Below are 25,522 nucleotides of genomic sequence, written 5' to 3' on the forward strand. Positions count from 1 at the left end.
GATGTACAATGTAACCGTGATCTGTACAAGGCATCAACCTATCGGGTATGTTAGTGCCTTTGGCTTGTGCAAGATTCTGAATATGATCGGTCCGGAGGTAATCTTTGAAGAAAAACCTCCTTCATATTATGACGCCTATTATATCGACAAATCGTCCACGAATCTTGAGTCGGAGGCAATCCTATTATTTAAGAAAGATCACCAGGTGGAACAGGTATTGGTTGAACCGGAAGGAGTGCCGCCAAAATGGTTCTTCGACGAGATCGTAAATCTCAATAAACGTATTGAGGCTATTCCTGGCGAAATTGGAGAACGCTTTAAAGAGGTCCTTGATGCAATGAAAGATTATGCGGTATGTGGGGGATTCAAATATCTGAATAGCGATAACGCTGAATATGTTTATGACTTGCAGGAGAAATTGATTGATGCAGGCTTGAAAGAATTGAAAGAACCGACTTATTCTGAATTATTCCAGCTTTGGAAAGACATTCATAAAAGAAGGGAAAATGAGATGTTAAAGAATATTTACGAGTATAGTAGGACACATCAGTACACCAATGCCGTTTTCCTGGTTGGTGCGGCTCACCGTAAAGCAATCAGGGAAAAGGTCTTGTGCCTTGCTGAAACTGAAACCCCTGCATTGAATTGGACGTTTTATAGCGAGTAAGCTCAACCTATTGCAATAATAATAGAGATGTAGTAAAAAGGCTGCACCCTTGCGGGCGCAGCCTTTACTTTTTGGCATTAGAGGATAATCTCCAATGTCGTTTCGTTGCCGGGTACATCAGTGGCGGTGGCCCTGATGGTAGTGCCGGGAACTGCAGCGTTGGGCAGGGTGGCGGTGTAGGTCCAGTTGATGCCATTCGGCTGTACTACGGCAAACCCGTTTTCCAGCAGGTTGCCGCCGGCAGCAAGGATCTCCACGAAAACTTTGTCCACACGGAAATCGTCTTCAGCCCTCACGACAATCTTGTCACCGGCAGCGCCGGTATACTCACGGGCCGTGATGGTTTTCACCACGGGCGGATTGACGAAATCCTGCAGCGCCCTGCTGTAGAGGTTCTGTCTGGGTTTACGCGCCTTCCTGTAGGCTTCCGCCATAAGCGGATCCTGCAGGATGTTTTTGGCATAGGTGGCGCCGGTGGTGAAGTTTTCCATGATCACTTCCTGGGCGGCTGTTGCAGGGGTGCTCCGCTGGCCGGGCGCTTTTGCAACGATTACTTTTTCTTCCCAGTCGCGGAATACCAGTTCTTTACCGATCATTCCGGAAATGGTGCCTGTTATCAGGCCTTTTGATTTTGCCATAAGGCATTGGATTAAAATGATAAAATGATGATGCCGTTTGGATTCTTCCCACCGGAAACAAACGGGGTCATGTTCCCGTTTGCATACATGACACCAGCCGGTCAAATCCAGACTCAAAACTAGATTTCACTTTCATTCCTTTTCCAAAAATGTAGCGAATGCTATTGTTATGCCATTTACACCCATCGTTATGCCGTTTACAGCAGCTTTCTTCGGGTTGCCTTCGGCTCTGGTATGGCTTTTCAAAGGGATGCTTCGTTAAATTAACGAACGAAACCCGAAGGCAACCCTTATGAATCACGAACGAAAAATGTATTTTGGAAAGATGAAGTATATTTTTATCTGGCAGGGAAAAACCCTTGTTCGCCTAGACCTTGAAGAGATCACTTTTGTCAGTGCTTCAGACAGCTATTCAAAAATCTTTCTCACAGGCGACCGGTATTGCCTGGTGCGTTCTACACTGACGGCTGTATTGGCAAAATTACCTACAGAGGCTTTTGTGCGTACGCATCGGACCTATGCCGTGGCGATCAATCACATCAAGACACTCGAACAGGAAGGCCTGCACATCGGCAAGAATTTTATCCCGATTTCAAAGCAGTATTACAACGCCGTTATTGCCAGACTACCCATAGTCGATTGATACAAACCGGCAGTTTTGGGAGCGAAACCGGCAGTTTTGGGAGCGTTTTCCCTGCTATTTGCCCAGGTTTATTTTAGATGAACGGTTTTTGCCGGGGTTACCCTTGTCGAATGTACCATCAGATTGTCGGATTATTCCGGACTTCAGTCACCTGGTGACATGGAGTTGCATGAATAGAATCCGTTTGCTATAGTTTGGAAAATGAAACAATTATGCAAATCGATCAGATCTGGGTAAGGAAAAGAGGAAGCCTGATACCGGTACCCGTCATGGCTATCCAGTACATCAGCGTGGTAAATCAGCACTGTATGATACATGCCGGTGAGTTTACCCTTCAAGTCCGGTACAACCTGGGAACGCTGCAGGAATGGCTTCCCAATGATGTCTTCTTTCGCGTTCACCGGAAGTACGTTGTCAACGCAAAGTTTGTCACCACCCTCCGCCGGAACAGCGTAAACATTGGTGAAATGCAGTTTCCGCTTTCCCGGGCCAATCGCCGGCGCTTGTTTGAAGTGTTGTCCCAAAACAGGATCGGCCGCAGACGAAGAAAGGCTTCAAAGCCCGGTTTGGGGGCCTGACCGCTTTCCGTAGAAATACGGTACCAGGTTTCAGAACTGTTGACTATTTTGGATTTCTGGATTTATTCGTTCTCTTGCAGCAAGTCAAGGTGCGCAGCGATGCGCGCCTTGATTTATTTAAACACGAAGCACCATGCAAATTACTGCGAAAACCATCCTGGAGAAGGCGGCAGAAATTCAGCTGGCTGATGAGATTTCAGCAATTATGCAAAGGTTTTTTAAGGAAGTGTCCACCCGTGTGGAGCAACGTCGGTTAGACGAATGGGTTGAAGAGGATTCCGCCCATGAAGAATTCTTTCTATTGGTGGCTGCCTTCGCAAGGCATCAATCCTTTGAGGAAGCCGTAGAGGTGCTGGCGCAAACTGCCAGGCGGTAAATCAAACCGGCAGTTTTGGGAGCGAAACCGGCAGTTTCGGGAGCGTTTTTCCATGATTCTCCTTTCTAAAAACAACCGTGCACTGCAAATCGGTAGTGGGTGAATGTCATTCGTTCCGTCGCAATGTCAGTTTGTACCACATCCTTGTCGGATGATGACTTTCGCTTGTTTGAACCAAAACGTTTTGCTACTCTTTGGGAAATCAAACAATCATGAAAAGCACACACATTTGGATCAGGGGGAAAGACGAAATATTCCGTGTTCCACACAGCAGCATCCGATACATTGTTGTAGATGGCAAGTATTGCGACGTCTACGCAGAAAATGAGGCTTACCAGGTTGCCGTTAATATGCGGCAGATGATAGCAGCACTTGATGATAGCAATTTCATTCAGCTCCACCGCAGCTATTACATCAACGTCCGGTATATTTCCGGGTTCAGCAGGGATGGCGTCATTATAGGCGACAGGTGCCTTCCCGTGGAGTATCACCTCTACCGTAAGGTGATCAAAACTACTTCGATGATCAAACTCAGGCAGATCCGTAACAATGCCTGATCCCACACCGGACAGTCTCCCGGCCATGCGGGAGGGGTACCCTGCATGGCCTTCCGGTTCCTTCACAACATTCAGGTATCAATCATTTATTTATGGCTAATAAGACTATTGTGAGTGCCGCTCCCCGTTCGTGGAAAAGAACGATACTGACACCCAAAGAGCTTGCTGTCCGCGTGGCTTTTATGAAAGCAATCCGGTATGTACGCCGGGTAAAGGCTGATCCGGAAATGAGAGCCTGGTACATCCAGGCCAATGGAGGAAACAGAAGTGTTACAAGAACTGCTTTTAACGATATGATGTTTGGACCGGAATTGTCGGACCTCCGGATGGAAGGGTATGATGGCGGTGGCGGGCAAAATCTGGTAGTTAAGGCAGAAGATAATTTTCGGGTATGGCGGGTGGTGTTTGCGTTGTACGCGGCCGATGGTTCCTTACTGGAAACCGGTGAGGCAGTCTGCAGGTACGTGTTCCATTGGGTATACACGACGCAAAAGACCAACCCATTGTTGCAGGGGATGAAGATCAGGGTGATCGCCTGGGACTTGCCCGGCAATGAAGCCGTACTCAAAAGGGTGTTATGACCCGTTTTTATACCAGTACCGATGAAAAACCAATTTTTAATCACAAAACCTATGGACATGAAACAGATGGAAATTGACCGGCTTAGCCTGGTCGAAAGGGCAGTAGCAGAAACGCCGCCCTTCTTCGTGAAGCTGCGCAATATCGGGATGGCGCTGGCCGCCATCAGTGCCGCGTTGCTGGCTTCCCCGGTAGCCTTGCCGGCCATTATTACCACCATTGCCAGTTACCTGGGCGTGGCAGCTACGGTTGCCAGTGCGGTGAGCCAGGTGGCGGTAAAAGGGTAATCGTGGAACTGCTGCTCGAAAGAGAATATGACTCGTCAGGTACGAGTGGAATTCTCAGCTGCGAAGAACGGTTCGTGTGCTTTACGATCGAACTGCCCTGGCGCGACAACAAACGGATGATATCCTGCATACCCGAAGGACGCTATCCATTAGCGTTACGTTACAGCGAACGACATCGCTGGCACTTGCAGGTTCAGAACGTTCCGGGCCGCAGCCTGATCCTGCTGCACAAGGCCAACAATGCGGCCAAAGAGCTCAAAGGCTGCATCGCGCCGGTGAGTGAGTTGGTCCGACCGGGCGTTGGGAAAAGATCCAACGACGCTTTTTGTAAGCTGATGCAGCTGGTCAAAGGAGGATTGGAGCGGAGGGAAGAAGCCTGGTTGCGGCTGACCAAACTTTAGGAGTAGTAGGATACGGAAGAACGATTGTTTTTCGGCATATGATGTCAATACCCCGGGCCATTCCTGGCCTGGGGTTCTTTAAGAAAAATAAACCACCCAGTCAATAGGTGAAAACACGGTATTTCTTTTCCGGATTTTTCATTTTCTTGCAAATCATCCATCAATTACCTAAACCTTACACCAGCCATGAATCTTCTAACCAAAGCCTCGATTTCCTTCTTATTTTTTCTGTTCTGCGTTGCTTTCCATCTTTTTAGCGACCATCTGATATTCTTTACCATTCCCGGGAGTATACCCATAATAGTCAGGTCGTTCATTATACTGAGCCTCCTCATTGGGGGCACTATTCTCTCTTTCGAAGTTCTTAGGGAAGTCCTGGACGAAAATGGCTACACCCGGAGCTTTCGCGCCAATATCTGCATACTGCTCAGTTCGCCAATTGTCCTGTGGTGGGTTTTTCTCATCGTCTGGTCGGTATACTTTACCGCCACACACCAGGAGGCCACAAGGCCAAAGGTGCAAATGGCACATCTGGAAAGCAATGAAACCGATGCCACGTTTGTGCAGCTATCGCAGGATTTTGTAAAGGCCATTTGTACAAAAGACACGGTTGCCTTTTTCAAACTGGTAAATAGGGACTCGCTGACTACTTTAATGAACGATTATAACGACAGTGACAAGAAGCTTCCTACAGAAGACATTTATTTTCCATTCTTCTTTGTCTATAGCCCACCTAAGGTCACCAGGGAGAATTTGCTTGAAATAAGAAGCAAACCTGACTTCTATTCTGATTTCAGGATCGTGGGCAAAGAAATATTTCATGATGGAAGCGTGCTGTTGCTCGTAACCTGGAAATTGAACGAAAAAAACGCCGAAGAAGACGGAATAGAATTATTGCTAGTGAACATTAACAATGAGTGGAAAATAATCCGTGGCCACTGGGATCCAGAGAGAAGCCCAGCGTAACTTGACCGCGACCACACTGACATACGGTTGAATATCAATACAATACGCCATTTCATTTTTAACAATCAGCGGTAAGGTATAGCTAAAAGCGATTTTATTTTAACTTACACATACTGTTATTTAAAAACTATTACCTTTGCGGTGGAAATAACTTTTGCAAATAGACTTCTGGAGAAACTTTCGGCAGATTTTAGCAAGTGCCGTCAGAAAATGGGAGATAGAAGGGCAAAGCTATTCGTATCTCGGCTCAACGCCTTACGGGACGCTGTTATCCTGGAGGAAGTAAGAAACCTGCCAGGCAGATTCCATGAGTTAACCGGTGAAAGGAAAGGGCAATGGAGTTGTGACCTGGATCAACCATACCGGTTAATTTTTACTCCCCATGAAAATCCAATTCCTACCGACAGCCACGGCCGGTACATCTGGCTGGAGATTACAGGAATAGAAATTGTAGAGATTGTTGACTATCATTAATCGTTGAAAAATGGCTAAGCAAAATCAATATATTCCATCAGTAGTATTTCATCCAGGAGAAACATTAGCGGAAAAACTGGCGGAAATGGAAATGGGTCCGAAGGAATTTGCGCTTCGCACCGGAAAGCCTGAAAAAACCATCATTGCTATTCTAAGTGGGAAAAGCGCCATTACACCGGATATGGCTGTGCAGTTCGAGACAGTAACGAAGATTCCGGCTAATTTCTGGATGAACCACCAAAGAAGCTATGACGAATTCATCGCCAGGGAAAAACACAAAACGGTCATTGACGACGCGATTGCATGGGCAAAGCAGTTTCCCTTGAACGATATGATAAAAAAAGGCTGGCTGCCCCCGGTAGGTTCCATCCGGGAAAAAACAATGGCGATACTTACTTTTTTCGGATTTTCCAATCACACCGGCTGGGAAGAGTATTACTTCAACCAGACACTCAAACTAAATTTTCGCATTTCACTGGCAGAAACCAACGAACCCTATGCTATTTCAGCCTGGCTTCGCAAAGGAGAATTACAGGCTGCTGAATTAAAAGCGAACGACTATTCAGAAAAGAGTTTTAAGGAAGCATTACCCGGTTTGAAATCTTTAATGGCAACCCATCCTGACGATTTCTTCATTCAATTACAATCCATTTGCCTCCGGGCAGGGGTCAAGGTTGTCCACACGCCTTGTATAAACAAAGCGCCAATCAGCGGTTCCACCCGCTGGCTTAATGACACACCGCTTATTCAATTGACCGGGCGATATAAACGGAACGACAGCTTTTGGTTCACCTTCTTTCATGAAGCGGGGCATATTATCCTGCATGGAAAAAAGGACGTTTTCCTGGAGAAAGTGGACTATTCCGATAAAGACAACCAGAAGGAAGCTGAAGCCGATGAATTTGCCGTAAAATGGACACTTACAGAAGAAGAAGAAGCTGAAATAATTGACGCTGCTCCACTTAGCGAGGAAGACATAAGGGCCTTTGCAAAACAGTTCAATACACATCCGGGTATTATCATCGGTCGTTTGCAGCACAAGAAAATAATACCATACTCACTGGGCCAGGAGTATCTGGAGCCGGTAATATTTGAATAGACTTCCGGCCGGTATTCAGTCCGATTCTATTATTAAAAACAATCCATGAACGAAAAGATGACACTGATTTTGAAGCACCTTGTGCAGCTGATCAGGAATCGGGCAGACGAACTAGCACCCATGTCAAAAGCATCTAATGACTTTGAAGCAGGTAAGGCTATGGCATACTATGAGGTTACCGGATACATAGTCGAGTGCTGTCGGATTTTTGATATTGCAATAAGCGACCTTTCCAATGAAGACCTTGACCCGGACAAACTTCTATAATATAAAAGAAGGTATCGAAAAATTATTCTTCCCACCCAATTTTAACCTACAGTCAATGAGTTGAGTTGGTAATTAGCAATACAAAAAATGGAAGTTTTCAATACGATAAACAACAACATCAAGACCTATTATGACCTAATAGTAGAAGACCTGAGATCAAATGCTATCGTAAGGGATTTAATAAATAAGGTATATTTTTCTACGCAAAATAACATTGTTACAGTTTTAGAGAACTGTGTGGTATTTGGCTTTACAGAATATAGCCATAAACAAGGTAACAAGCTTCTGATGTGTTCCCCTCGCGATCTTGATTCTGTCAAACCATTGGAGCCTCCAAACAGGAGACTTGGGTTGTATGAGATATTTGATCTTAGACGATTTGCTACTTTTGAGGAAGCAATAGTGAAGGTGCCTGCCACAAGCTTTTGGGTACGGTCAGATTTCAATGACCTTATTGATAGATTCCTTTTCGAGAATTTGACAGATTTTGAGAAAATTGATGAAACCAGCTATCAAAAGCAACTAAACGATAACTTGTCAATTATTTTAGATTGTAGTGTTGGAAGAGAACAGAAGAACTTTTTGTATGAGTACAAATTTCCAACTATCGCTTTGAAGTACAAGGACCAAATTCCTATCTATCATCCTGGTGATCCTAAGTTTTTCCTTTTCCTGGGGGATTTATCATTTCTTTCTTTCCTAATCTGGAAGATGGATTTAGAAAAGGCAAATATTGAAAATGGGATTGCTTATAAAGCTGAGATTAATTCTGAACAAAGTGGAAATGGATACGTGGTTGCCAATAATCCGATCGATGTAAGAAGTTTTAATAGCTATATCGAATTCTGTACTGGCATTTTTCTAAAATATTTTAGAATATATGAAAAGTATTTACTGGCTATATTCTGAAGAATTTATAAGGTGCCAGTTTCGCTAGAAGTATTCAATTATTGGAATTTAGTTTTCCCGCAAAGAGGTTCCAGGTTTCAAAGAGGCAAATGACCAGGAGGGGAAATTGGCTAAACAAAACCGGGCTGCTTTTTATGGATGCCAGAAAGCTGATAATTTTTGTAGGATTACTGATTTCTTACTATCGGTGGTGGAGCACCCGACTTATAGAAGAGGCTATTTTAACGGTAATATGTGCAGCCACCAACCAGGGCGGCTTCTGTTAATCCAGCTAGCAGAATATATCGGCTTCTTTTAATCCTGCGGACATGTGCACGGCTGATCATGATATGGCCTCGCAGTATCTCCGTCAGATGTACCTGAAAGAAAAAAGAACGCATATTTTAGGGGCTGGATTACCTATACCGTGCAGGAGTGGGGGCTGGCGAGTTTAGAAAAAAGCTTGCCGACGCGGGTCTGGACTCGAAGAATATTCAGATACAATTAGGTGATCTTCATTTAAGTTGGACAGTTGTTTATAAAATTACTACTATAAAATAATGAGTCAAACTTGCAGTAACTGCATATTTTTACTTTTAAGAAACCGATAGCGAGGAATGAACCTTACTTATCAATTATTAAAAAGCAGTTGGGGGATTGTAATTTACCTGAACATCGAAGAAATATTAAATCCTGACATTCTGGATACTGACACAGTTATTACTGAATCAATATATCTAAGAATTGCCAACGGAATCAATTTTGAGCGGAGCACTTTATTAAAGTACATGATCCCTGCTGTATCCGAGTTTTCAGATGAGATTGGTGCCAGGATAGGAAATCAGAATGTCTGCTATTACTTAAAAGTATTTGATTTTTCAATTTGCGATTTTCAGGAAGAGGGCATTTTCTGTGCGACACAAGAATGGCTGAGTAAATACTACCAATTTGACTACAAAGAACAGGAAGTCATATTTGATAGAATTCGTAACCGTTATGATTTTAGGTTCCTTATCAAGCAGGGCTGACGAACCAACACCCTTGTCAAAAAGCAACTATGGCTTCCAGGCAGGAAAGGCAATGGCATACCAAATTTACAGTCTAACCGAAAAATTGTATAAGACAAAAATGGCCAGGAGGAGGAAGAGAGTTTAGCATGCCATATCAACAGATCAGCAATAGCCGGGGCTGGCCGGGTATTTCCCTTGGAGCACGGTGAATACAGGGCGGAACCACGCTTTCAGGATGGTCAACCGCCAACCGCCACATATGACCTGTACCCAGCGATACCGGACTCGCATCCTGTTCGGCCAGGTAGTGCAGATCAAAGAAATACTCACTTAAAAATGATTCAAACCCTTCGGCATCACCCTGGTATAGTCTTTTTAGTTCGTACCGTATTTCCGGAATAAGAACTTTCTTTTTGCCTTGTGAATTGGGCAACAACTCACTTGACGCGCCAAAGTAGGTGCATAGAAAAGTATCCGTTGGTACGGAGGCGCGATCAACATGAAAAGAATAGACATCGGTCGGAAAAAACGGGTAGTGATCGTCCTGGTAATAACTCCTGATCACATTAAGCATTGGCGATGCGCCGTGAGCTTCCAGGCAACTCAGGTCATTTAAAATAATGTCACGGGCAATTTGCCCCTTCTCGCTTAACTGAAAATCTTCAAGTTCGGCGGGTTCAATTTCCCGCATATTTCCAGTCAATTTTGCTTTTTCAACGATCTCGGAAAAATCACCGGCCAATTGACGCGTCCAGCAAATGGCATTCACCTCGCCGGCAAAGGGGGTAGCGACCAGGTCCTGAAAATTCGTGACATAGTGAATCTGATGGGCGGTATGCGGAAAATTGGCATTCATGGCAGGTGCAAAAATACACCACTGCCATATGCGAAAGAAAAAAGCCGCCCCCGACCACCGGGACGAACCTGCAACTCCTGAACCTGTTCAGCTATTGATCCGGTTTCAGTTTCCAGAATATTAAAAAAATAATACCATCCATTAGCTTCAATAATCTTCTATGGCCCTCAATAGCATGCATCCAGTTCAGGGGGCGATACGGGAAAAATACCCTTTACACCACCTGAAAAAAGGGGCTACTTTTAAAGTGCCTTTTCTCCACCCTTTCCACCCGTCAAAACTATTGTGCGTTTTGGATCAGGCTTCAGTCTGGCTGAATCCCTATGACTCTTATATAAGTGTTTTTTATCCACAATTATCATAAAGCCATAGACATGAAACCCTCAATTGTCCCTCCAAAAATTGTATACTATCCCTGGATCCTGCTATTCAGCTTCTGTACAATACAATGCAATGATAAAATGGTCGTTGCCGGTGGTAATGAATTGTCATCCATTGACATCGTTGCCTTTCCGAACAGTGGCCGTATTGAACAACAAACCATGAACGGGGCTGGTATTGTGAACGTGGATATGGGATCGGAACTTATGTTCTCAGGTATAGCGTCTAATCCGGGAGGAGTAAAGACATTTTCAGTTGAAGTGTCTCAAAACGGATCGTCCCTTTATTCAGCAAAGACTGAAAACATCCCGAATGCCAGTAACAAAGTAAATAACCCAACCAGGATCCTGGGTACCAATGGATCAGGCGGCGCCGGTAGCCAGCCGATGACAGTAACCAACCTCAGTGCTCCTGTTGAGGTTTCCACTACCGCTGCAGGTTTTGGCACCAACACCAACAGCTTCAAGGTTACCTATGTACCGGTGGATCCGAATCAACGGGGAAAAGATCAACAAATCAAAGTCACCCTGCACCGACAAATCACCTCCAACCTCTACACTGCTGAATTTCCGGAAACACCATTCAGCGGCAAAATCACAGGCATTTCGAATCCCGGATCTGCGGAACTGATCTTTCTGAAAAAGGGTCAATCTCCTGCTAATTGCAATGCCATCAATAACCCCGCAGCGTTGGTAATACTTGCCGTCGGCAGCCAGGTTTTCCCTGCTGACATCGACGCACTCTTTGGACCGTCACACACATTGCCAGTCACCTTTATGGCATGTACCAACCCGGCAGCCGGAAGCTCACCACTAACTGTTGATGTATTGGTCACCTTTCACGTGAATTGACCAGGAGACCTACAGCTTAACCGGGAAAAATACCCTTCAGCTGGCGGGAAATTCCCGTTGATTGACCCTGGTTGGATGCGATAAATTTATAGTCCTCGCATATATCCACTCCCTTCCAAACTTTCGTGCCGTCATACTCAAATCTTCAGTTATGTTTTTTACCAATGTGATCAAACCGACACACCTGTGTAACCTGGCATGCAAGTATTGTTACAATGACGATGTCCGGGATCCGGTCATGAAGGAGTACACCCTCCGCCGAACCATTGAACAGACGTTTAACTATGTCCGGAAGTTTGAAGGGCAACGACTGGTGTCTTTCATCTGGCACGGTGGGGAACCGATGATTGCGGGACTGAAATATTTTCAGCAGGCAATTGAGTTTCAGGGTGAATTTGGGCATGACGTAAAGTTTGAGAACATTATACAGACCAATGGCACTTTCATTGACGAGAAATGGATCAATTTTTTCAAAATTGCCAATTTCAGCATCAGTATCAGTATTGATGGCCCCGCTTCGATGCACGATGCGTTCAGGGTGGACAGGAGAGGGCGGGGGTCCTACGAAAAAGTTATGAGTGCCATCAAAATGGTAAAGGATGCAGGGTTACCATTCGGCGTATGTGTGGTTATTTCTAAAGCCAATATCGACAGGGTAGAGGAATTGTACGATTTCCTGTCGCAGGAGCGCCTGCCCTTTAATGTGATACCGCTGAATAAATCTGGAAGCGCACGCGACCATTTCCAGGATGTGGGATTGGATGCTGAGGAATATGCCGACGCCTGGATAAAAATGTATGATAAGTGGTATGATTCCGATCGCGACTATGTGTATTGCTCTGATTTTATTTATAAAACCCGGGCAATCATGATGGGCAGACCGATGGACTGTGTCGGGTTGGCACAGTGTGCCGGATCTAATATTTCAGTTGATCCCGTCGGTGATGTGTATCCGTGTGCTTCGCTTTCCGGCCATGCCGATACCAAATATGGCAATCTTACCGAGTACGACCTGGACGTCCTGCTAAACAGTTCAACTGCCATGGATTACCGGAACAGGAAAATGGATGAACAATGTGCCTCCTGTAAATGGCAGCATGTATGCCACGGCGGCTGCCAGGCCAGGGCCTATAAGTTTTTTGGGGACCATAACCGGCGCGACTATTATTGTCCCAGCCTGTTCAAAATGTATGAACACGTCGGCCACCGTATCGAGCAAAGTGCTATCGCCTTAACAGCGGACCACTCCATTAAATCTCTGATCACCAGCAATTGTTCACAATAAAACCATTATTGTATGGATACTTCGAATTTGAAACCAGGAGATGCCGTGCAACCCTGCACTGAGGCACCGACATTACGGGTAAGGCAGGCTTCGGAATCTGCACATCCGGATTTTAAAACTGCCGAGGGCTACACTACCCGAGGCTACATTAAACACTTTTTGCCCGACCGGGAAGTAAACCTGTCTAAACTGAATCAGGCCCTTGCAGACGTATTTGGAGAGCCTGCATTAAGAATTGTTAACCTGCAGTTGCAGATTGATGAAGATTACTGGAAACAGATGTGCGGTGATCCCTGGAGTGGCAATATCTACCGGTACAATTTCCGGTCTCCGGAGATCAAAATCAATGAACTCGAGGACATACGCAATGCGATTAAATTGATCCGGCAGGAACTGGATCAGGTGAAAAAAGGCTGAATACCTGGGATGCTGCGGCTACCAGCGCCAATAACTGGAATGCTTCCCTGTCAACAATAATGCAATGCCTGCAAAATACTCATACTTGTAAACAGGCGATGCTGATCGGCAAGTATGACACCGGTGCCTAATTCATTCTCACGCCATTCAGTAATGGCTTCCGGCTCAGTTATCATAGGAACCGGAATCCTTAGCATGGGAGTTGATGGCCAGCTTCCATCACGCATCTGAACAGCAGCCAGCCACTTTGTCCCTTTAAGAATTGTACCCGCATACCGGCTATCCGTTGTTAAGGCAAGTGACCTGCAATAAAAAGCAGTATTGAATGCATCAGGGTGGCCACAATTATCACGCCAAAACCCTTCCTTATCCTGGTGATCAGCGATCGCTTCAAGCGTTTGCCGCAATTTTTGTCCGCCTAACCGATGCATCAGCAACAGCGCTTTAAGGGCATGGTACGTTGCATACCCCCTGCCTTTCCACCAATACGATTCCCAGAGCCGGTCTTCACCTCTCCCGCGCAGAAGATAATCGCAGCCCTTTGCCAAAACATCCGCCTCTTCCATATGCCCATAATATAAAATGGCCTGCAATGCCACACCAGTAACGCATGGATGTGGTTGCAACCAACCTTCCACCTGCTCAGGCCGGGCCCCGATATACCGATCGATTTGATCGGCTGAAATATAAGTGCTGAAGCCTCCGGTTTCCTGGTCTGCATGGCGTAATAGATACCGTAGACCTTTTGACAACGCAGAAGGTCGCCAGCACGGCAATGTTGCGTAACAAAGAAGTACCCATGCGGTACTATCAGCGTCTGGCGGAACATAATGATTATACCCCCAGCCTCCGGATTTTCGCTGGCAACTCAATAATCTCTTATGGGATTCATTTATGCTGACCTGGTATTCTGATATTGCTGCCAGCCCACTAAGTGTATAGGCAGAGACCCATTCGGTAGCCGGTCCGGCCAGTGTCTCGAAATCTGACCATAATTCATCTGCCCCTTTTTGAGCCAGGATATAATGTAGTCCCTTGCGGATAATATCTTTTCCAACAGGCATACTATTAGTTGAACCAATCTTTTACATAAAATAATAACCCCTGGCGAAACCGGAAATTTTCCGCTGAATCTTTGTTTTGGGCATACAGGTCGGTAATAAAGCTATCAACACCCTTCAATACTTTGCGCGATTCCCTCGTAATCAGGGGCGATTCTAACAGACGCTGCAAATGAAGTCCGGGATCTGTTTTAACCCTGGCATCCACTCCTCCAAACAGGAATAAATTGGGTTGTTCCGACTGAAAGTCTGAAATGATGTCGGCCAGGTCATCAGTACGCCAGAATATTTCACCCAGCCGCGCGGCGAAGTGTAGTTCTCTGTCGTTTGTATCGGCTTGTTCATTAACAGGAATCTGCGCAATGCTACCCATAATGAGAAAAGGCAGGACCGATTTATTGCGGATGATCACCTTCATTTTACGATCGCTCAGACCACCAGTAACAGTTGATAATATTTCTGCCTGGTATGCCCTGTTCAATAACAGCATTATCTGCCCTGGCGAATGTTTACAGGATTCTAATAATTCAAAGAGCAGCCGATAAAACGCTGCTATTATTTTTAACAAAACCCTGTGTTCCGGGGAAGAGATTTTACGCAGCGATGAAGCATGTTCCTGCTTTTGTAATCCGGATAACAACTCTTTGGTGATCAGCTTGCTGAAAGTTGCTTTATTGCCTGACTGATCGAGGAGGAAATCAAATAATGATATTCCCAGGTTGAATAAAGCACATAAATTTGTTACCTGTTTTTTGTAATGGCAGGCGGCGTTATAAACATCATACAAGCCATTACCAATGGTATCGCCAAATGCAAGGGCAAATGGCAGTTTCCTTTTGAACTGTTGATTGTATTTGCCAAACAATAATTCACCGGACAAAAGTTGATAATCCTTCTTACCTAATATGGAGGGCAGCAACTCGGTTTTCAACTGGTTTCCATTTTCCAGCTGGATGCGCCGCTGATCTTTATAATCCTCAGGGCCAAGCCAAAGACCTTTGTTCTCAAAAGAAACTACCATTGCCCGCCTTGCAGACAACCAGATTTCATCAAGCATCAGGGATGTGGGCCATTCGCTCATCAGTCTTTTACAATAAGTGGTTTATTAATCATGGTATAGATGATCTTATGTTCAAAATCTGTCTGAGATTTAAAAGGAAACATCCTTTCAGGAATGCGGCCTATCATCATTTTTGCATCAACTGCCCTTCCCTGGAACTTATATTGCCCTTTATCCTGCAGCTGAGCATATAATTCGTCGGCTGATTTGATCGGGAATTTCAAATTGCCGGTTTGATGACGCAGATTCATTAATTCTGCCGGTATGTCTACTTTTTTTCGATTTGCCCTGATCAGTTCTACCAGTTTCTCAATAAGATTTTCAGCAGAAGCTACCGGGAAATAGTAGGCCGGCATATATTTTATCATTCTTACAGGATCTACCGTTACTTCAGCTATAGTATACAGTTTCCCTGACCCTCCTAATTTTTCAATCAGTTCGGCTCCGGAGTTAATGGGATATTCCATTTCAGGAATACTTTTGAACACCTTTTCCAACTCAAGGAGGTCGGCTTCATGAACGAGGGGTATGTATTTTACTTTCGCCAGCCTGTTTACGATTTCTTCCACTTTTTTGTTTCTGCGTGGATCCAGCTTTGATTGTGTTTTCATTGATTGTTTTTTGAATGAAGAATAATTACCAACCTCCGCCACCTTGTGGCTGCCGGTGGTCTACATACCCGGTGAGGTAACCACCATCATTTACACTGTAGCAGGGTTCATCTGAATCCACGCACCAACTTTCGATTACATATTCACACCCATATGCATCGCACACCCATTCACCAAAAGTTTCATAATAGCAGGAAAAATTCCTGTCGTCCTGGCAATTGCCGGAGATCCATGACATAACTGTAGATTTTATGGTTAAGAAATACTATCCTGAAAAAGCCCAGGTCAGTGTTGCATTTTGTTGAGCAGCTCCTGCACAAGTGCATTGCGGCGGTGTGGTAATGTTTCGGGACTTTGCCCTGCATATTGAGTGAGTACGGCTCTTGCTTTAACGGAACCGTTATTGATTAAAGACTGAACGGCCTCTGCAGCAAGCAGCGGCGAGGTTTCGCTTTTTGACAATAGTGCCTGCAGCTGATCGGTAGTGCCGTCATTTTTCTGCCGGCCTGAACTACGCATCGCACGAATAGCAATATCTTCATTCGAATCATTGATGAGCATCCTGACCGTTTCCATTGCCTGCGGATGTGTCATCCACCCCAATAAGGCAACGGCATTTGTGCGGATTTTCTGGCGAAGTCCCGGATAGGTTCCGAGTGCAGCTTCACACAAAACAGTTACTGCTTCATTTCCCCATCCCTCAATGGTCAGCGCGAGGGTTGGAGGTACTTCAATGGCCGATAAGGCCTTGATTACTTTGATTTCTATTTCAGTAGGCATGGCTTCTAATTTTGGGTATCAGCAGTGAGACATTGAGGCGCGGTGTTCATCCCCTGGAATAATGACGTTGCCGGCAATGATGCGGTTTTCCCGTCTTCAAAATGAGTTGCACCCAGTCTGGCGGGATCCACCTGTCCGGGATCGATGGCCATCCCGTTGGAAGTGTCCCAATAGGGATACATCAGGAAGGCATCATCACCATCATCGCATAACCGGTTAAAGAATGTACCTGGTCCTTCGCTACCACCATCGCAGATATGGCGCAGGCAGAGTGAATGGCCCACTTCATGGGCGACAACCTGTTGAAAGTCGACTGGACTCAAAGGTCCGCCTTCATCACCAATAAAGAGGGGTCCGCCACCGAAATAGGCATAGGCAGTGGCAATTTCCACGTCGCGGACGAAGAAGAAATTGAGCGCACCGTTAACACCCGGCGCAGTAGATAATATCCCGGTATCAGTTGGATTATCCAGCAGCGGCCAGATATTAGCGTTGGTATCGGATACATTGATCGTGGTCACAGCCTGAACCAGCCTGAATGAGATCCTTGCCTGTGACCAGGGAATCGTAATGGAGAAGGCAGGCCCCTCCGCAAAGAGGTTAGTAATTTCTGCCACGGTGCGTGTGGTACCAATACCAGGTGATGTGCCCTTTACAATAAAGGCTGCACAACGAACTACAATGGTATCACTGATACGCGCAACTTTTTCACCACGACTAACACCGCCATCAGGGTTTCTGACTACAATGCGTCGCACGCCGCGCAGTGATCCAAGGAAACCACCAGGAACCTGGAGATTAATCGCCGTGCGGGTTACACCCGTCACCGGAAGCGAATAGCTGGCCGCCGGGCTAACCGACCGGTCTTCTGCCAACACTTGCAATCCGGGTTTAAAGGCCAGCCCGTTAAGGGTTACTGCCTGGTTTTCCACCCATCGGGTTCCGGCAGCAATGTCATCCAGTTTGGGAAGTACCCGCAGCATAACACGGTTACTCCTTCTGTCTGATAGCCCGGGTTCCCGAACGATAATAGGATGGTAACCACCATCGGCATCCAGCGGTACTGTAAATGATGCTGCGGTTGCTGATGTAACCGGACCAACATTTACGCCATCAAAATATACCCGATCAATTGCCGGATCAAAGTTTTGGCCGGTGATCTGAACTGTTTCCCCAGGTTCGGCTTCAGCCACCTGGATGCTGAGAATATGGGGTTTATTGAATTCCTGGTTCCATTGTTCTTCAGTGATCGGTAAAACCTGGAAGGCATCTTCCACGGGCATTGGCCCGTTATCACCTGGTAAACCTTGCAATGCAGGTGCGCCGGTTGCGCCGTCGCTTCCTCTTCTTTCAGGATGGTCATCGCACCAGGTTTCGCAGTCCGCAGTTCCTGCAGGGCCACCAGTTCCACCTTCACCGGGATCGCCTGCAGGGCCGCCATCACCACCATTACCACCGTTTATGTCGATAGTGGGTGGTACAGCCGCTAAAATGGCTATGCTTGCCGGACTGGTGAGAAGCGTAATCAGGCCGCCTCTGCCACCATTTCCGCCTTTGCCACCCCTACCGGCATCACCACCCTGGCCGCCATTTCCGCCGGTTCCAACACCACGGCAGCAGCCACCAAAGAATGTGCCATCGGCTCTTAATCCTTCTGCACCATTGCCCCCACGGCCGCCGTTCTGTCCACGGCCCCCGGTTCCTCCCTGCTGACCTTTGAGATCAATCGGGGGAAGATTATTGGTAGCATCAAGAATATACATGGTTATCGTTGGAGCGGGCGTAACCGCATCAGCACCGCCATTGTAGGATGGGTGTGGATTTGGATCACCATCTGCACCATCTTGTCCGGGAACCCCTGCACCATTGCCGTTACTACCTGCGGGTGCAGGGTTTGGCCAGTAACTATTGGCGGAAGGCAATACAGGCATTTCCCAGGTAATCCGTGAAGCGGAGTCGTGTAGAACAGATCGCGCAATTACGACCAGCTCACGAACTTCTTTGGCGATCACCACCGATTGGCCACGGATATCCCATTCACCCGCCAGGACAACCGCGGTTTCATGCAGCAAATCATTGGGCTGGTAATACAAGATTGAATTGGAAATCAATTCCCTGAATGCATAATGCAGAAGCGGTGGCACATAGGCAGGCGGTTGCACTACCGGTGCTGCATATACGCCTGTTTTGAATTTCTGCAATGGGTTCATCCGGAAGCGGCCGAGATCATTAATACTACAAACACCGGCTTCGCGCATAAAAGTTTGGGCCCTGTCCAACCACATCTGGATATTTTCCGGTTCCATGATAGCATCAGGCACCGTATAACCAAGGCCGGGATTTTGTTCAGCAACACCACGACAGATGCTTTCAATCATTTCTTTAGTAGTAAGCAGTTTCGGAACAAATCCTGGCACCAGCCTGTTTTTTGGCATTTTTGTGAAGACCTTTGCCACAGACGATTTACCTGAAATGTTTTTCAGAGAGATCCGAAATGCTTTGCCGGCAGCGATATCTTCTGAATCAGCCTGCCAGTGAACAATTGTGGAGCCTGTAAAACTTCTTTGTTCGATTCCCTGTGGCGTTTCAATAATGACTTCCCCTTTTTGTCCGTGGCCCAGATCAATATGTGTTTCACCTTCGCCTGCAGTCCGCGGGATCCAGCTTTTTCTTGTTTCCGAACCATCTTTCATGCGAAACTGAGTCTGTTGGTCTGCGCTGGAAGTATGGGCGCCCAGCAGGTTTTTTGCTTCGCGGATAGCGATGCCGAATATCTTGCTGTTGGTGGGAGTGAGGTTTTTATCAGAGAGTTTCTGGGATCGGTGCATCAGGTCTTCAGGTTCTACAGAAGCCAGTTCAGCAAGAGAGTGAATGCCTAATTCAGGCAATATCCGGGTAAAGCCTTCAAGTTCAAGCGGCAATCCGTGGAATCGTGGGTCGGGCGGGTTGGGAATTGGGCTTTTTACTACCTGCCAATCTATCCTATGGGGATTGAGGTGGATATTCAAGCCACCTTCATCACTATCATAACAATTGTAATTATCATCAATGCCAAAATCCCAGTGAAATCTTCCTGGCAGAAAATCTTTTATTTCAACGAGTTCATCCTTAACAGGAACAGTCTTGTCAAAGACAAGTTTGCCATTGATACGATCTTTTGCTCTAAGGCGGATTTCATTCCCGCTAAAACCTTTAAGCTGGAACCGTACAGTAGTAGGCATCTGGGGTTTGATCCCGTCGAGTACAAGCGTATTCCTGCTAACATTGCCGGCACGTACTGTTATTTGTTTATTGCCCGATCCGTTTATTGAATCAGTTGCTTTCAGCAAATAGTCACCCGGTGATATGCCACCGGCCCTGAACCGACGGCTTACAGGATCCAGTGCGATTTGAATATTTCCTCCGGTAGACTCCAGCAATACCGTGCCGTTCTTGACCTGCTCACCTTCATTGTTTTCAAGTTTAACATCAATAGCGCCGAGGTTTTTATCTGAAAACAGACCAGGAAGGTCTTTCAGGGTTTTTTTCAGTTCTTTGATTTTTTCTGCACTGGCTTCCCTGGAAGGGAGAATGATGTTCATTGGTGTGCTTCCGGGGTTTGCAATAGTGATTTCACTCCAGTGTTCAGATGCACGATGAATACTTGTGCGGATTGCAGATGCGGGGATCTCTAACGGTCTGATTGACTTGTTACCCCGAAGCGTAGGTTTTTTTGCCATAGCGCGTAGGTTCTTTTAACATGAAAAAATCAGAAACGAATTATTTAAAGGCGGGCGCGGTAAGCAGGTGCGGAGAAGATTTTGAGGAAATGAAATCGAAAGGTATTTTAATTTAGGCTGCCTTTTAGAGGGTCTTTTCCCCGGGGTCCTGGCGTTAATTTCCCGTTTTTTATATGGGAAAATCGCCGGCAGCGCCGGTGAAGGAACGGTGAAGAAAAGGGTGGCGCGTTTATGGGCCTGTTTGCCTGGAGCGGATCTACTTTGACGAAATAGGAACGGGGGAGTAAATCAAATACCCCAATATTATTATCGCAAGGGCCCGGAAGTAACCTACCCCCGACGTGGCACCAGGTTAATTGCCCGAAAAAGACTTCCTGAACTCCAGCGGTGAAAAATTAGTCCTTGCCTTGAATAATTTACTGAAGGACTGCGGGTGCTCAAATCCCAGTTCATAGGCGATTTCAGCAACGGATAAGCTGGTGGTGGACAATTTCTCTTTTGCCTTGCCGATCAGCCGGTCATGAATATGTTGCTGCGCACTCTGCCCGGTTAATGTACGCAACATATCGCTGAGGTAATTGGGCGACAGGTTCAATTGTTCTGCCAGCCAGGCTACGGTAGGGATTCCCTTATTGAGGGAAATGTCGTCGTTAAAGTATGCATCCAGCGTTTCCTCCAGTTGTTGCAATATACCGGTGCTGGCCGCTTTGCGGGTCAGAAATTGCCGCCGGTGGAAACGGGTGGCATAACTGAGTAGCAGATCAATCTGCGAGATCATGACGTCCTGGCTAAACTCATCGATACGACCATTCAGCTCTGTCTCCAGGAAACTGAAGATGGCGAGGATCGTATTCTTTTCTTCCTCGGAAAGATGCAGTGTTTCATGGGTACTGTACGAGAAGAACCCATACTGTTTGATTTTCTTCGCCAGCGGATATCCCAGGAAAAGATCCGGATGGATCAGCAACGTGTACTGCGAACAGACTGTACCGTCCTGGCCATTTCCCCCGATGATCTGTCCCGGCGCCGCAAACAATAACCCGCCCTCGTCAAAATCATAATAGCCCTGTCCGTATTTGAGCCTGCCCGCCAGTTTGGGCTTGTAGGAGATCTTATAATAAGCCAACACATGCTGCCCGGGCAGTTTTTGCTCCGGAATCGGTGTATGCGCGCCATTGATCACACTGATCAGGGGATGCCGGGGTTGCGGCAGTCCAAACAGCCGGTGGGCATATGATAATGAGTCCAGTCTCAGGAGTTGGTCTTCCTCTTTTTTCATACAAATTAAATGGATGTAAGCGGCCGTTGATTTCCCGTGCCGCTTACAAAATGAATCAATTTCAATTTCACTGCGCCGACCGGGATAATGCATCCCACGCTTCCCAGGTGGCGATACGGTCGGCATAAGCTGCTTTCAGACCAGGCAGGTTATGGCTGCCCAGGTTGAAACGCAGCGGCGGGTTTTCTGCGTCAACAACGGCAAAGAGCGCCTGAGGCGTAGCAGCCGGGTTGCCTCTTTCCATACCTTTCATGCCTTCTAAAAATTTCACTTTATAGTCTTTATAAACGTCCAGCCCCGTCAGAAACTCCGACAACTCCCCGCTGCCAAATTCGGTAGCGTAGGCGCCCGGTTCAATGATGGTCACTCTAAGGTTAAACTGTGCAATTTCGGCAGCCAGGCTTTCGTAAATAGCCTCGAAAGCCCATTTGGAGGAACAGTAATAACCGAGAAACGGCAGTGTCAGATGCCCCAGGTTACTGGACGTACCCATGATATGACCGTAACCCTGCCTGCGCAACAGCGGCAGCACCGCCTGGATAACAGTAACCGGTCCCAATATGTTCGTTTCATACAAGGCCCGTACCGCATCCGGATCAGCTTCTTCAATGGTGCCAATCACCGGAACGCCGGCATTGTTGAGTACAATATCCAACCGGCCAAAATGCGCATGCGCTTCCATTACTGCCTTCTTTACCTGTCCAAGGTCTGTAACATCCAGTTGCAGGGTCAATACCTGGTCTCCGTACGCATCCTTCAGCGGGGTAATGCTCGAAAGCGTGCGGGCAGTTGCAGCAACTTTATCGCCGCGTTCCAGTGCCGCTTCCGTCCAGATCCTTCCTAAACCGCGCGATGCGCCCGTAATAAACCATACTTTGCTTGATTGCTTTGCCATAATTTTAATTGTTGAAGGCAAAGCTCAGCAAACGAGCTTCGGGATCTGTAGCCTGATTACGGGTATTTGTAGCCGAATTACAGGTGGGTGGATATTGAGTGTCACCAATTTTTCTGTATTCGATATGGAAGGCGCCTCACCCCCCCCTGTGATAAACCGGGGGCACTGTCTAATGGCTGATTTCCTCCACTGCATCCACTTCCTTTTGCAGAAATTGCAGTATTTCTCTGCCGATCTCCTCAAAATGGGTTTCCAGGGCAAAATGACCCGTGTCGAAAAACTTAATCGTTGCATTGGGAAGATCCTTCTTGTACGCCTCGGCACCAACGGGCAGGAAATACGGATCTCTGTTTCCCCACACGGCAAGGAACGGCGGCTGATACTCCTTCAGATAACGATGAAACGAAGGATACAACAACACATTGCTGATATAGTCCTTCAACAGGTCTAGTTGAATCTCAATATTACCAGGCCGGTCGAGGAAATGCTGATCCAGCTCAATTCCATCCGGCGCAATTAATGTCTGATCAGCTACACCTTCACGGTATTGATATGCTGTGAATTCCGCAGTCATGAACTTCCGGAGCTCATTCCTGTTCGCCGGGTTGGGATCTCTCCAGTACTTCTGGATGGGATTCCATCCATTGCTCAGGCCTTCTTCATAAGCATTTCCGTTTTGGGAAATTATCCCGCCAATTCTATCCGGATTCGCCATCGCCAGCCTCAGTCCGATCGGAGCGCCATAATCAAACAGGTACACAGAAAACCGATCCAGCTGAAGTAAATCGATAAACTTCTGTAAGACTGCTGTAAGGTTTTCAAAAGTGTATGCAAACTCTCCCGAATCAGGCACAGCCGAAAACCCAAACCCTGGCAGGTCAGGGGCAATTACATGATAGTCTTCCCCAAGAACCGGCATAAGATTTCTGAACATAAAAGACGAACTGGGGTAACCGTGTAGCAATAAGATGTGCGGATTGAGCCTGTCGCCTGATTCACGGTAAAACACACTAACCCCATTGACATCAATTGTGCGATAATGTATAGTATTCATAACTGTTTATTTGGATGACATAACTAACGCAGGTATTTTTTCAATTCTGCAGCGGCGTGCAGGATCAGCGAATGCGTCTGTGGAAGGTCAGCCATCCCATTCAGCATGCCGAAATCGTGGATCACGCCATTGTAACGAACTGTCGATACAGTAACGCCGGCTTCATCCAGTTTACGCCCATAGGCTTCACCTTCATCGCGCAGGATATCGTTTTCTGCCACCTGGATCAATGCCGGGGGAAGGCCCCTAAGTTGCTCTATGCTCGCCTGCAATGGCGAAGCGTAGACCTCTTTCCTCTCTTTTGGATCGGTGGTATATAAGTCATACATCCACTTCATAAGCGACGTTGTTAAAAACCGCTGTTCACCGTACAATTTGTAAGAAGTTGTATTGAACTGCGCATCAACAATGGGCCACATCATGATTTGAAGTTTTATCTCCGGTCCGCCATGGGCTTTTGCCATCATGGCGGTAACTGCGGTCATATTTCCCCCAACGCTATTACCCACTACCGCCAGCCTGCTTCCATCCACCCCGATTTCGTCACCATGCTGCGATACCCATTTAGTTGCGGCGTAGATCTCGTGGATTGCACGCGGATACCGCGCATCTGGTGTTCTGGTATAATTCACAAAAACTGCTGCAAAACCGGATGCAGTTACAAGATCACGCACCAGACGCCTATGCGTGGGAAAATCCCCCAATACCCAACCGCCACCATGGATAAACATAAAAACTGGCAACATTTCTTTCGACCCTGAAGGCTTTACAATGTCAAGTACAATGCGATATCCTTCGGTTTCTATCGTCCTCCCAGTGAAATCTACGCCGGACAAGTCCACGTTCACAGATGCCTGGGCGTTCTCAAGAACTTTCCTGGCATCCGGTACCGGTAGGCTTTCCACGGGCGGACCACCAGTGTTTAACAGCTTTAAAAACTGTTTGGTACCAACGCTTAAATGGGGATCTGTCAAATAGTTCATTTTTTGCGCATTTAATTGAAGAACTGTGCTCACAAACAGCACCAGGAAGAGCTTCCCGGCAACAAGACTTGATGTGGTCATAACTGCTATTTTTGGTTACTTAAACTTTCTGTCTTTCTCATTGATAGGAATGTCATTGATTGAAGCATACCTTTTTTTCATCAGCCCATTAGGCTCGAATTCCCAGTTTTCATTGCCATAAGACCGGAACCAATTGCCATTTACATCGTGCCATTCATATTCAAACCTTACCGCGATCCGGTTGTCTGTGAATGCCCACAATTCCTTTTTCAGTTTGTAATCGAGTTCCTTTTTCCATTTACCCTCCAGGAATTTAGCCGCTTCCGCGCGCCCGTTCAGGAATATATCGCGATTACGCCATTCAGTGTCTTCTGTATAGGCCATTGACACTTTCTGGGGGTCCCTGGTGTTCCATGCATCTTCTGCAAGCTGAACTTTTTGCATTGCTGTTTCCTTCGTGAACGGAGGAAAAGGAGGTCTTTGTTCCATGTTTCTGTTTTTATATGTTTAAGAATGATTTTTTATCCTGATCAACCTACCCACAATTTCTCTAGCATCGAATCTGTAAGGCTTTCCATTTTGTGCTTACCACTGGTGATTAACAGTCCCCTGATACCGGAGTAGCTTTCAATCAGGTATATATTTATTCGTATCAGGACACCAATGTAGCATTGCAGCGGACGTACTTCCAGTATGATAAAATCTGAAACATGAACCTTTTCGCTGACCGATAGGATATAATCACCCGCCATCCTGAAATTCTGGTGAAATCCCATTGCCCGCAAAGCAGAGAAAATGGCAGATGCTTCCTGGTTGAGGCGATTCATAGAAGTTTCATT

General features: G+C 46.5%; 31 protein-coding genes. 17 read left to right on the top strand and 14 right to left on the bottom strand.

The annotated features are described in order from the left end of the window. The first annotated feature begins 1 nt into the window (after position 1). On the top strand, positions 2-667 hold the full coding sequence (locus FPE01S_RS22645) for a hypothetical protein (protein ID WP_157474137.1): 666 nt from the start codon (positions 2-4) through the stop codon (positions 665-667). A gap of 77 nt (positions 668-744) precedes the next feature. Here FPE01S_RS22645 and FPE01S_RS22650 read toward each other — a convergent pair whose 3' ends face one another. Further along, positions 745-1,305 carry an Ig-like domain-containing protein gene (locus tag FPE01S_RS22650; RefSeq protein ID WP_046371406.1) on the bottom strand — a complete coding sequence of 187 codons (561 nt, stop codon included), beginning with the start codon at positions 1,303-1,305 and terminating at the stop codon, positions 745-747. A gap of 325 nt (positions 1,306-1,630) precedes the next feature. Between FPE01S_RS22650 and FPE01S_RS22655 the strand changes: the two genes are divergently transcribed. The 13 genes from FPE01S_RS22655 to FPE01S_RS22715 all read left to right on the top strand — a co-directional run bounded on the left by FPE01S_RS22655 (position 1,631) and on the right by FPE01S_RS22715 (position 9,448). Further along, positions 1,631-1,948 (top strand): LytR/AlgR family response regulator transcription factor, encoded by a 318-nt coding sequence (locus FPE01S_RS22655; RefSeq protein WP_046371407.1) that lies wholly within the window; start codon positions 1,631-1,633, stop codon positions 1,946-1,948. 212 nt (positions 1,949-2,160) lie between these two features. Beyond that, the gene (locus FPE01S_RS22660) at positions 2,161-2,526 is read left to right on the top strand and encodes a LytR/AlgR family response regulator transcription factor (protein ID WP_046371408.1); all 366 of its coding nucleotides are present in this window, start codon (positions 2,161-2,163) and stop codon (positions 2,524-2,526) included. Between the two features lie 133 nt (positions 2,527-2,659). Continuing rightward, positions 2,660-2,902 (top strand): hypothetical protein, encoded by a 243-nt coding sequence (locus tag FPE01S_RS22665; protein ID WP_046371409.1) that lies wholly within the window; start codon positions 2,660-2,662, stop codon positions 2,900-2,902. Positions 2,903-3,114: 212 nt separating this feature from the next. Then, positions 3,115-3,459, top strand: a complete 345-nt coding sequence (locus FPE01S_RS22670) for a LytR/AlgR family response regulator transcription factor (RefSeq protein WP_046371410.1) — start codon at positions 3,115-3,117, stop codon at positions 3,457-3,459. A 92-nt stretch (positions 3,460-3,551) separates the two neighbouring features. Next, the gene (locus FPE01S_RS22675; protein WP_046371411.1) at positions 3,552-4,040 is read left to right on the top strand and encodes a hypothetical protein; all 489 of its coding nucleotides are present in this window, start codon (positions 3,552-3,554) and stop codon (positions 4,038-4,040) included. 57 nt (positions 4,041-4,097) lie between these two features. Further along, positions 4,098-4,325, top strand: coding sequence for a hypothetical protein (locus tag FPE01S_RS22680; RefSeq protein WP_046371514.1), 228 nt, complete (start codon positions 4,098-4,100; stop codon positions 4,323-4,325). A gap of 2 nt (positions 4,326-4,327) precedes the next feature. Continuing rightward, a complete protein-coding gene (locus FPE01S_RS22685; RefSeq protein WP_046371412.1) occupies positions 4,328-4,726 on the top strand; it encodes a DUF5675 family protein in 399 nt (132 codons plus the stop codon). A 186-nt stretch (positions 4,727-4,912) separates the two neighbouring features. Beyond that, the gene (locus FPE01S_RS22690; RefSeq protein ID WP_046371413.1) at positions 4,913-5,692 is read left to right on the top strand and encodes a hypothetical protein; all 780 of its coding nucleotides are present in this window, start codon (positions 4,913-4,915) and stop codon (positions 5,690-5,692) included. 210 nt (positions 5,693-5,902) lie between these two features. After that, positions 5,903-6,166, top strand: coding sequence for a type II toxin-antitoxin system RelE/ParE family toxin (locus FPE01S_RS22695; protein WP_245624048.1), 264 nt, complete (start codon positions 5,903-5,905; stop codon positions 6,164-6,166). Positions 6,167-6,176: 10 nt separating this feature from the next. Continuing rightward, positions 6,177-7,265: a HigA family addiction module antitoxin gene (locus tag FPE01S_RS22700; protein WP_046371414.1), complete on the top strand. Its 1,089-nt coding sequence runs from the start codon at positions 6,177-6,179 to the stop codon at positions 7,263-7,265. Positions 7,266-7,310: 45 nt separating this feature from the next. Next, entirely contained in the window at positions 7,311-7,532 is a 222-nt protein-coding gene (locus FPE01S_RS22705; protein ID WP_046371415.1) for a hypothetical protein, read from the top strand. An 87-nt stretch (positions 7,533-7,619) separates the two neighbouring features. Continuing rightward, the gene (locus tag FPE01S_RS22710) at positions 7,620-8,441 is read left to right on the top strand and encodes a hypothetical protein (protein WP_046371416.1); all 822 of its coding nucleotides are present in this window, start codon (positions 7,620-7,622) and stop codon (positions 8,439-8,441) included. A 596-nt stretch (positions 8,442-9,037) separates the two neighbouring features. Continuing rightward, a complete protein-coding gene (locus tag FPE01S_RS22715; RefSeq protein ID WP_046371417.1) occupies positions 9,038-9,448 on the top strand; it encodes a hypothetical protein in 411 nt (136 codons plus the stop codon). A gap of 136 nt (positions 9,449-9,584) precedes the next feature. On the opposite strand, the gene FPE01S_RS22720 is transcribed toward FPE01S_RS22715, so the two are convergent. Next, on the bottom strand, positions 9,585-10,286 hold the full coding sequence (locus tag FPE01S_RS22720; RefSeq protein WP_046371418.1) for a DUF1826 domain-containing protein: 702 nt from the start codon (positions 10,284-10,286) through the stop codon (positions 9,585-9,587). Positions 10,287-10,660: 374 nt separating this feature from the next. Between FPE01S_RS22720 and FPE01S_RS22725 the strand changes: the two genes are divergently transcribed. The 3 genes from FPE01S_RS22725 (at position 10,661) to FPE01S_RS22735 (ending at position 13,220) form a co-directional block, all read left to right on the top strand. After that, a complete protein-coding gene (locus FPE01S_RS22725; RefSeq protein ID WP_046371419.1) occupies positions 10,661-11,518 on the top strand; it encodes a hypothetical protein in 858 nt (285 codons plus the stop codon). A gap of 151 nt (positions 11,519-11,669) precedes the next feature. Further along, the gene (gene dynA, locus FPE01S_RS22730; protein ID WP_046371420.1) at positions 11,670-12,803 is read left to right on the top strand and encodes a dynobactin maturation radical SAM/SPASM protein DynA; all 1,134 of its coding nucleotides are present in this window, start codon (positions 11,670-11,672) and stop codon (positions 12,801-12,803) included. A gap of 12 nt (positions 12,804-12,815) precedes the next feature. Continuing rightward, the gene (locus FPE01S_RS22735) at positions 12,816-13,220 is read left to right on the top strand and encodes a hypothetical protein (protein ID WP_046371421.1); all 405 of its coding nucleotides are present in this window, start codon (positions 12,816-12,818) and stop codon (positions 13,218-13,220) included. Between the two features lie 50 nt (positions 13,221-13,270). Here FPE01S_RS22735 and FPE01S_RS22740 read toward each other — a convergent pair whose 3' ends face one another. From FPE01S_RS22740 to FPE01S_RS22795, 12 genes are all read right to left on the bottom strand, one after another. Beyond that, on the bottom strand, positions 13,271-14,284 hold the full coding sequence (locus tag FPE01S_RS22740) for a prenyltransferase/squalene oxidase repeat-containing protein (protein WP_046371422.1): 1,014 nt from the start codon (positions 14,282-14,284) through the stop codon (positions 13,271-13,273). Between the two features lie 4 nt (positions 14,285-14,288). Then, positions 14,289-15,362 carry a hypothetical protein gene (locus tag FPE01S_RS22745; RefSeq protein ID WP_046371423.1) on the bottom strand — a complete coding sequence of 358 codons (1,074 nt, stop codon included), beginning with the start codon at positions 15,360-15,362 and terminating at the stop codon, positions 14,289-14,291. Further along, positions 15,362-15,952, bottom strand: a complete 591-nt coding sequence (locus tag FPE01S_RS22750) for a hypothetical protein (protein WP_046371424.1) — start codon at positions 15,950-15,952, stop codon at positions 15,362-15,364. The genes FPE01S_RS22745 and FPE01S_RS22750 overlap by 1 nt, the downstream gene beginning before the upstream one ends. 25 nt (positions 15,953-15,977) lie before the next feature. Beyond that, positions 15,978-16,190: a hypothetical protein gene (locus FPE01S_RS22755; protein ID WP_046371425.1), complete on the bottom strand. Its 213-nt coding sequence runs from the start codon at positions 16,188-16,190 to the stop codon at positions 15,978-15,980. A gap of 47 nt (positions 16,191-16,237) precedes the next feature. Continuing rightward, positions 16,238-16,732 carry a HEAT repeat domain-containing protein gene (locus FPE01S_RS22760; protein WP_046371426.1) on the bottom strand — a complete coding sequence of 165 codons (495 nt, stop codon included), beginning with the start codon at positions 16,730-16,732 and terminating at the stop codon, positions 16,238-16,240. 5 nt (positions 16,733-16,737) lie between these two features. Then, entirely contained in the window at positions 16,738-20,313 is a 3,576-nt protein-coding gene (locus tag FPE01S_RS25250) for an IPT/TIG domain-containing protein (RefSeq protein WP_157474138.1), read from the bottom strand. A 490-nt stretch (positions 20,314-20,803) separates the two neighbouring features. After that, a complete protein-coding gene (locus FPE01S_RS22770) occupies positions 20,804-21,730 on the bottom strand; it encodes a helix-turn-helix domain-containing protein (RefSeq protein WP_046371427.1) in 927 nt (308 codons plus the stop codon). A 67-nt stretch (positions 21,731-21,797) separates the two neighbouring features. Continuing rightward, positions 21,798-22,625 (bottom strand): SDR family NAD(P)-dependent oxidoreductase, encoded by an 828-nt coding sequence (locus tag FPE01S_RS22775; RefSeq protein ID WP_046371428.1) that lies wholly within the window; start codon positions 22,623-22,625, stop codon positions 21,798-21,800. 169 nt (positions 22,626-22,794) lie between these two features. Further along, entirely contained in the window at positions 22,795-23,679 is an 885-nt protein-coding gene (locus FPE01S_RS22780; RefSeq protein ID WP_046371429.1) for an alpha/beta fold hydrolase, read from the bottom strand. Between the two features lie 23 nt (positions 23,680-23,702). Continuing rightward, a complete protein-coding gene (locus FPE01S_RS22785; RefSeq protein WP_083990453.1) occupies positions 23,703-24,743 on the bottom strand; it encodes an alpha/beta hydrolase in 1,041 nt (346 codons plus the stop codon). Positions 24,744-24,758: 15 nt separating this feature from the next. Further along, positions 24,759-25,172, bottom strand: coding sequence for a nuclear transport factor 2 family protein (locus FPE01S_RS22790; protein WP_046371430.1), 414 nt, complete (start codon positions 25,170-25,172; stop codon positions 24,759-24,761). A gap of 41 nt (positions 25,173-25,213) precedes the next feature. Further along, on the bottom strand, positions 25,214-25,510 hold the full coding sequence (locus FPE01S_RS22795) for a hypothetical protein (protein ID WP_046371431.1): 297 nt from the start codon (positions 25,508-25,510) through the stop codon (positions 25,214-25,216). Between the last annotated feature and the right edge of the window lie 12 nt (positions 25,511-25,522).

The sequence above is a fragment of the Flavihumibacter petaseus NBRC 106054 genome (assembly GCF_000974785.1).
Taxonomy (GTDB): Bacteria; Bacteroidota; Bacteroidia; order Chitinophagales; family Chitinophagaceae; genus Flavihumibacter; species Flavihumibacter petaseus.